Genomic DNA, 8,457 nt, shown 5'->3' with positions numbered 1-8,457 from the left:
GACCTGATTGGGTAGAAGTAGACCTCAAGCCATCGAAAAATGATGGTTTATTTTGCCGTGGAGGTGTAACCCAAAATCTCCTGTTTTTAAACCATGCCGTCTCAGCCGTGATCCGGGCTCAGGCCGAAGAACATACCCTCGCTCATGGTAAAACGGCTACCCTTGATCCGTTGTTCGAGTGCTGGGCCAATGGAGATGCAGTTGACCACTTCTTCAACACCCCTACACCATCGACAGCAACAGTGGAAGATGAATCTCAAGGCATGGCGATTGTGACGGTGACCCGGAAAGCTGGCCACAACCGTTTTGTAATTTGTACTTATCTGCTGGACTATTGGTGCTTAGGGCTTAAAGATACGATAGGACCTCGCAAGTTCAGCACCCAAGACTATGCCTATTTTATTGACCAGGCGTATCAAGGGTTTGATGAACCACCTCAAAAAATTTCCTTAGACCAAGCGCAAGCTATGGTTTACAGCGTGATTGACTATGCAGAAGGGTTAGGGTTCAAGCCCCATCGAGATTTCCAAAAATCTAAAGCCCATTTAGGCGAATGGAGTGGCCAAGGCAAGTTAGACTGTGGCCGTGATGGCAAGCCCTGCTACTTTTGTGGCCCTTACGATGACCCGAATAAGATTTTGAAAACCCTCACAGAAAATGTGGGTGAAGGTAATTTTGACTATGTGATCGAAGGTGAGTCTTAATTCAAGACCATCAGCCATCAGTTGACGACGATTCCACAACCAGGCAGGATCATCGCAAGTGTTTAGTTGGCTGTGCTCTATGTCCCATGATGTGATTCGTACCGATCATGCTCCTGCTCCGGTCGGTCCCTATAACCAAGCCATTCGAGCCCAGGGGGCAATGGTGTTCGCATCAGGGCAAATTGCCTTAGATCCAGCTTCGGGTGTCTTAGTGGGTGGCGATGATGTAGCCCAGCAGACGGAGCAAGTGATGAAAAATTTGGAGGCTGTCTTGACCGCAGCAGGAGTCGGTTGGTCTCAGGTAGTCAAAACAACGGTTTTCCTGGCAGATATGAATGATTTCGCCACAGTGAATGATATTTATGCCCGTTATTTTGATGAAGCTACTGCACCTGCCCGTGCCTGCGTGGAAGTAGCCCGGTTACCCAAGGATGTCTTAGTAGAAATCGACTGTATTGCGGTGGCTTAGGGCCGTTGACCCGGAACCTAAACGAATCATCTGCAGTCGTAGGAAATTACGGTAACGCCAACCCGCATTGATGAATGAACCAGCGGTCTTGGGTTTTAAGTTGGCCAGTTCCCCTCAATCTGTCCTCTTTACTCCTAATATCAGCATGCGGTTTTTGAAGCGGAAACTCTATTGGGTGTTGGGTTTGTGTGCCTGTACCTTGACTCTTCTATTGGGCCACTTTTCTCCATTTAGCGCTGCCTATTCGCTCCAGCCTATCCCCACCACGTTGCAGCCTCTGATTGCTTGGGGCACTCAAACCTTTGGGGGGGATGGACGCAAGGGACGAGATGGAGCCAATGGTCGGAATGGGACGTCTGGTCAGGAAACCCAAATCCGCCTAACGGGTTCACCGATGACGGTCGATGTGGCGGGTAGCTCTGGGGCATCGGGACAAGATGGTCAGTTGGGTGAGAATGCTTATGGCTGTGATCACTCAGCTCACCCTGACTACAACCTCACAGGGGCTGACGGTGGACGAGGCGGTCGAGGCGGTAATGGTGGTCGTGGAGGGGATGGCGGTAAAGTTTGGATTTATTATGCTCAATCAGCTCAACTGAAAGCCTTAACCCTAAATAATGCCGGGGGACAAGGGGGGCAAGCAGGACTCGGTGCACCCGGTGGGTATGGGTGTGGCTGCATCGATACTGCTTGGCAGGTGAACTATTGCGAGTGGCAGCGCTATCGCAAGCAGCGCGGCGTGGCCGATGCTCCCTGGATTAAAGACAAAACCAAAACCTATCCCTGTACGGGCAGTCAGAGAATTGATCATAAACACCATCACCCAACCCTGGACATGGGCAATTCCCAGTGGGCCTATCGCTGGGAGTATGGCGGTGTTTATAAGACTGAACATTTCCACTGTACGGGTGGGGCAGCGGGTAAAGACGGCCAGGATGGTCAAGCAGGTCGAGAGGGGCGATACGGTCAAGTGGTGATGGTTCCGCGTAAGGATATTCCCCAAGAAAAAGTGCAGTACTATGCCCCACTGGAGCAGCTGATGGGCCAGCAGGTTGACTTGGTGAAAAATATTTGGACTGAGAAGAGTGGATTGAGATCGCAACTCCATCCCAATTCCAAAGTCCCTGATACCTACACCTATTTGGATTCCACTGCCCGTCTCAACTACCGTATCGATTGGAACGCACCTAAGTCACCTGCTGAATTAGAGGTGAGCAATACCAAAATAGGTGCAACCATTCAGGTGCAAAATAACCAAGGTCAACTGGATTTTGAACTGCCGGGAACCCTGGAATATCAGTTGAAACAACAGAACCCACTGACGGTAATGACCATTACGGGCGGGTTTTCACCCAATCGAGTTCAGTCTTTCCGCATTGATGAGGAGGCGAGCCATCGACAGGTGGGGCAGTTGGTATTGGTGGATGATGGCGATGTGCGATCGCTTCTCCGAAACACAAAACTGAACGTCACCTGCCTGAGTAAACAATCTGCCAGTGGTCTTGAAACAAATACCTATCAGGCTCGTCATAGCGTAGCATTTCAAGTGCCGCCAATGGGTCGGCCCAGTGAGGGCGTGAGTATCGATAAAAATATTTATACGTTGAATGTTCAGCCTTTTTTCAGGGCTTGGTTAAAACCGGGCTATGACATTCAATATCAAGTAGAAATTACGCAAACGACCAAAAGCAATGTGCTCTATACCCAAAGACAAACAGCGAATTTGTCTATCCCTCTATAGGTTTTGTCCACAAGCTAGATCTTCTGTTTGACCTGAAACTATTCTGCAAAATAAGGCAGAACTTGTTCTTCCCAATCTCGTACAGTTTTATCCGTCATTGTAAAGCCTTGGATCCAGCCATATTCGGCCAAGCCATGGTCATTAAATTGGTAATGTACGCAGCAAAATCCAAAACGCTGTATCCTTGTGATCCATTTCGCAACTCTAACTTCCAAGCCTGACCTATCTGCTGCTGACCAGATGATTGCCCTTTAGACGCTAGAACGAAGAAACAAAAATTTATTAATACTAAAGCTTCAAATTGAAACAGTCATGCTAACCTGTTGGCAATTCTGATCACGCTGGCTCTGAATCAGATATTCCTTAAATACCCGCCACATTAGTTCGACTGAATTAATTTGTGTTCGTAAAACAGCTAGAGCTTTCTCATTTCAAGTCTTTTGGTAGCACCACTGCCATCCCTTTGTTGCCAGGATTTACGGTCGTTAGTGGTCCCAATGGCTCCGGGAAATCCAATTTATTGGATGCTTTATTATTCGCCCTGGGACTGGCAGGGTCGCGCGGAATGCGGGCCGAACGTTTGCCAGACCTGGTGAATCATGCCCAAATTAAGCGGGGACATGCGATCGCAGAAACCCGAGTCACGGTAACCTTCGAACTCTCCCCCCAAGAGCTGGAAGAGTTAGCCGCAGCGGAAGCTGCCGAGGCAGAAGAAGCAGAACGACATACTGATACGGTTGCAATACCAAAACCTGATACGGAGTCGAATCTCGCACCGAATGAATGGCAGGTGACTCGAAAATTACGGGTCACCAAGCAAGGCACTTATACCTCGTCCTATGCGATCAATGGTGAGTCTTGCACCCTCACCCAACTGCATGAGCAGCTCAATCGCCGACGCATTTATCCAGAGGGCTATAACGTTGTCCTCCAGGGGGACGTCACCAGCATTATTTCCATGAATTCCCGGCAGCGACGGGAAATTATTGACGAGCTGGCTGGCGTTGCTAACTTTGATCGCCGCATTAATCAGGCTAAAGACAAGCTGGATGCGGTCAAAGAACAGGAAGAGCGCTCTCGCATCGTTGAGCAGGAACTGAATGATCAGTGCGAACGATTGGCCCGCGATCGCATCAAAGCGGAAAAGTATCAGAAACTGCGCACTGAACTGCAATCGAAAGCGGCGTGGGAAGGGGTTTTAGTCTGGCGTGATTTACAAACCCAGATTGAAAAGAAGCAAAAACAGCTGGAATCGGAACAGCAAACCCAAACCAAACTAGAGGCCGAAGCCACAGCATTAGCGGCAGAATTAGAAGACATTTCCCAAAAGCTGGTGACCCTCAATGCCCAAGTGAAAGCCTTAGGGGAAGAAGAACATCTGGCCCTCCAAGCTCAAATTGCCACCCAGGAAGCTGAACTGAAGCAGCTCCAGCGCCAACAGGGGGAGCTAGAACAGTCCCAACAGCAAATCGCCCAATCCATCCAAAATACGCAACAGCAACTGCAAACGCTTCAGGCTGAGATTAAACAGGTTGGAGAACAGCAACAAACTCTGGAAACGACTGAAATTCCTCGGTTAACCCAGGCTCGCGATCAGGCCCAGCAAGCCCTGGAGACCACCCGACAGCAGGCTCAGGCCATTGCCCAGTCTGCGGATGCCTGGATGGAGCAGCAATCCCACCTGAATCAGCAAATCAAAACGGCTCTGCAAGCTTTAGAACCTCAGCGGGCGGAGCAGGCTCAACTGCAGGAACGAGTCCAGCAACTTGATCGCCAAAGCGACCTCCAGCAGCAATCCGTTCAGCAAATTGCTCAAGAGTTCACGGAGACCCAAGAACTGCTCGATGCAGCTGAGGCTGAGGTCCTGCAGCGGCAAGAGCAGGTGCAAGAATGTGCAGGTGCGATCGCAGAAATCGATCACGAGATCAATACCCAGCAAGAAACCCAAAATCGACTGCTGCGAGAACAGCAAGAAAAGCAGCGCCAGCTCGATAAACTAGAAGCCCAAGAACAGGCCCAGCAAGAAGTCCAGGGCACCCATGCCACCCATATTATTCGTAAGGCTAAGTTGGCAGGGGTCCATGGTCTAGTCGCTCAACTGGGGCAAGTGGATTCCCACTATCAAACCGCTTTAGAAATCGCGGCGGGCGGTCGCCTTGGCTGCTTGGTCGTCGATGATGACGCCGTCGCTTCAGCTGGGATTGAACTGTTGAAGCGGGAGCGGGGCGGACGAGCCACCTTCTTACCCCTGAATAAAATGCGCTCTCCGAAGGGACTACCGTCTTTAACTGCCTCGGGGGCCATCGATTTTGCCATTGAGCTGATCGACTTTGACCCGATTTATGAGCCGATCTTTGCCTATGTGTTTGGAAATACTGTCGTCTTCAAAACCCTGAGTGAAGCCCGTCGCCATATCGGCAAATACCGGATGGTTACCTTAGATGGCGAACTGCTCGAACCCACGGGTGCCATGACGGGGGGTAGCCGCAACCGCCATAACACCCTTCACTTTGGCACGGGCGAAGCAGGGGAATCAGCCGCCATTATGGCTCTGAAGCAGCGCTTGTCGGAAATTGCGACGTTGCTACAGCCGATAGAAAACAAAATCGAACAGACTCAAGCTAAGTTAGCCAGTAAACATCAAGAGCTAAGTGGTTTACGTCAGCAACATCGCGAGGTTCAGCTCAAAACCGAGCAGTTACAAAAAGAACTCAAGGTGTTGGCGGATCGACAAGCCCACCTGGAAAAACAGCGGCAAACCTACGGCTCGGATCTAAAAGGTGCGCAGGATCGTCTCCAGACTCTGCAAACCGATCTGCCCCAACAAGAAGCAGAATTAGAACAACTGCGAGAATCCTTAGAAGAGCTGGAACAGTCCCAAACCCACGGCGAATGGAAGACCCTGCAAAACCAGATTCAAGGACAAGAATCGATCGTTGCTGGCCGAGAACAAGCCCTACGGGAAGTGCAGCAGCAGATTCAAGAACTGACTAGTCGCCAGGAACGTCTGCAAGAAAAACAAGAACAGGCAGAAGTGACCTTGAAAACTCTGCAAACCCAAACAGAAACTCAGGTCACCCAAAAGGCCGAAAATCAGGAACAGCAGCAGCAAATTCAAGCCACCATCGCCACCTTGCAAACAGACTTAGCCAAATTGGAAGAGCGCTTAGGCAGTGAGAAACAAGAACGAGATCGCGTCGAAAAACATCTGCAAGAGCGCACCGCTGCCCATCAACAGCTGCTCTGGCAAATTCAGAAAACCCAAGAAAAGCAGCAAGAACAACAGGATCTGATCCAGCAACTGCAAACTCAGCTCCAAGCCCAAACTGCTGACCTCCCCGATCCACTACCCGAAATTCCAGAAGAATTGACCTTAGAGCAGCTCCGCCAGGAATTGCAAAAGCTGCAAAAACGCCTAGAGGCGATGGAGCCAGTGAATATGCTGGCCATTGAAGAATACGAGCGCACCCAAGAGCGGCTGGCGGAATTAACGGATAAACTGACCACCTTAGAATCTGAGCGCACAGAACTGCTTCTCCGGATTGAAAACTTCCGTACCCTACGCTACCAGTCTTTCCGGGAGGCTTTTGATGCCATTGACGTCAATTTCCAAAGTATCTTTGCGGAACTCTCTGATGGTGACGGCCACTTACAGCTCGATAATCCTGAAGACCCGTTTCAAGGTGGCCTCAACTTGGTGGCCCATCCCAAAGGCAAACCCGTCCAGCGTTTGGCCTCCATGTCTGGGGGAGAAAAATCCCTGACAGCCCTGAGCTTTATCTTTGCCCTCCAGCGCTATCGACCGTCTCCCTTCTATGCCTTTGATGAAGTCGATATGTTCTTGGATGGGGCTAACGTGGAGCGCCTCTCTAAAATGATCCAAAAGCAGGCTAAGCAAGCCCAGTTTATTGTGGTCAGTCTGCGGCGACCCATGATTGAAGCGTCTGATCGCACCATTGGCGTCACCCAGGCTCGCGGCACCCATACCCAAGTCATTGGTATGCAGTTGCGCCCCACGGCCGCCGAACCCGCAACACCGGTAGAAGCCTGATCGCGGCTATCGCTTGAAATTTCTTATTGCTTCGACGTTTCCGGTTCAATATCTCGCTCAGTTTTGAGCCACCGCGTTTGAGGTCGGACAAAAAACTTAAGGTAAATTGGCAATTTCCAAAACAGATAAATCGGAATTGAGAAGAGGGTCAACATCGGTAGATCCTGTCGGCCAACCTTCACCCAAGCTACACTCAGTCCAAGACTAAGTAAGCTGCCAGCCAGGGCTAGCACCGCCAAGGGAAACCAGGAAACCCATCCCAGAACCCAGAATAAACCTGAGAGACTAAAAGCCAATAACCACAGCAAGACTAAAAGCGACAGGGGCGGCACGGATAAGTCTAGGGCCAGCATAACGAGATCAAACCGCTGCTGTCGCCAACCCTCCCATAGCAACTTGGGAACCTGAGTAAAAATCACCTCTAAATGACCATGTTCCCAGCGAGACCGTTGACTTTGAGCCGCCTGGTTCTGCATCAACCGTCCAGTGACCTGGCCTGCTGTTGTATAGGTGGGCGTATGACCTGCGATCGCAAGATCGATCGTCAATTGCATATCATCTACACATTTACTGCCCGCTAGCGAAACCTTTTGCAAAATATCCCAGGGGAACGCCATCCCTGAACCCGCTAGAACACAGGGATAGCCCAGCCGAGCCATCCCAATGGAGCGAACCACATTTCGCACCTTAATGGCAAAGGCAGAGATGCGATCAGTTATGGTGCCTTGCTCACCGAGTTCCATAGAATAGGTGACTTGAATCGGGCGCTGCTGTAGGTGTGCTTGAGCCGCCAATAGAGCGACCGTACCTGGGGATACCTGGCAATCCGCATCAACAACAATCACCACCTCTGGTGGATGCATTTGCAATTGCTCTAGGGCAAAGTCCAAAGCATATCCCTTGCCAAGCTGACTAGAATTATCTCGCTCGAAAACTGTAACCCCATGAGCACGAGCAATCTTTGCCGTTGCATCGGTGCAATTATCAGCAATGACAACAATCCGATCCGTTTCACAAACCTCTGAAATCAGACCTTGAAGCGTCAAGCTAATTTTTTCAGCTTCATTATGGGCTGGAATAAGGATATTGAAGCTAGTTGAAAAGTCATTAGTGCCTTCTTCATCTAAGCCGGGTGCCCAGATATTGGCGAGACATTCGATGCAAAAAACTGTGCTGGGAATCAGTACAGCTATCGCAATCGTCCATAGGAGAACAGGACTAATCAAACACAAAAGCCATTGAAATAACACAGAATGTTCGCCAAATCATTTGGACTTTGGAAGTGCTGGGAAAAGGACGCTCACCCCTCTTAGGTTTCCCTTAGGCCTTGACTTGCCAACACTGGCTCGCCAAGGGGTCGATAACAATATCCTGGTGGGGCCGAGTTATTGCTGGGAGTCAAACACCTCCGGTAAAACCGGAGGCTTGGAAGAGCCCCTTAAAGGGGATTTAAGTCGCTGGTCATAAACTCTCACTTTTTGCTCTTGACGGC

5 protein-coding genes are annotated in these 8,457 nt (G+C 50.3%); 4 read left to right on the top strand and 1 reads right to left on the bottom strand.

The window, feature by feature from the left end:
* The 4 genes from Q0991_RS14745 to smc form a co-directional block, all read left to right on the top strand.
* Positions 1 to 704, top strand: a 704-nt coding sequence (locus Q0991_RS14745) for a hypothetical protein (protein WP_299489529.1), incomplete at its 5' end; no start/stop codon positions are given.
* A 79-nt stretch (positions 705 to 783) separates the two neighbouring features.
* On the top strand, positions 784 to 1,173 hold the full coding sequence (locus Q0991_RS14740) for a RidA family protein (protein WP_299489528.1): 390 nt from the start codon (positions 784 to 786) through the stop codon (positions 1,171 to 1,173).
* Between the two features lie 70 nt (positions 1,174 to 1,243).
* Complete coding sequence (locus Q0991_RS14735; RefSeq protein WP_299489527.1) at positions 1,244 to 2,914, top strand: hypothetical protein; 1,671 nt, start codon at positions 1,244 to 1,246, stop codon at positions 2,912 to 2,914.
* Positions 2,915 to 3,314: 400 nt separating this feature from the next.
* Positions 3,315 to 6,965, top strand: coding sequence for a chromosome segregation protein SMC (gene smc / locus Q0991_RS14730; protein WP_299489526.1), 3,651 nt, complete (start codon positions 3,315 to 3,317; stop codon positions 6,963 to 6,965).
* A 23-nt stretch (positions 6,966 to 6,988) separates the two neighbouring features.
* Here the strand turns inward: smc and Q0991_RS14725 are convergent, their stop codons facing one another.
* Positions 6,989 to 8,191 (bottom strand): glycosyltransferase family 2 protein, encoded by a 1,203-nt coding sequence (locus Q0991_RS14725; protein ID WP_299489525.1) that lies wholly within the window; start codon positions 8,189 to 8,191, stop codon positions 6,989 to 6,991.
* Between the last annotated feature and the right edge of the window lie 266 nt (positions 8,192 to 8,457).

It is taken from the genome of Acaryochloris sp. IP29b_bin.137 (genome assembly GCF_028285745.1).
Lineage (GTDB): Bacteria > Cyanobacteriota > Cyanobacteriia > Thermosynechococcales > Thermosynechococcaceae > Acaryochloris.
This window is presented reverse-complemented; position numbering and strand designations above follow the sequence as displayed.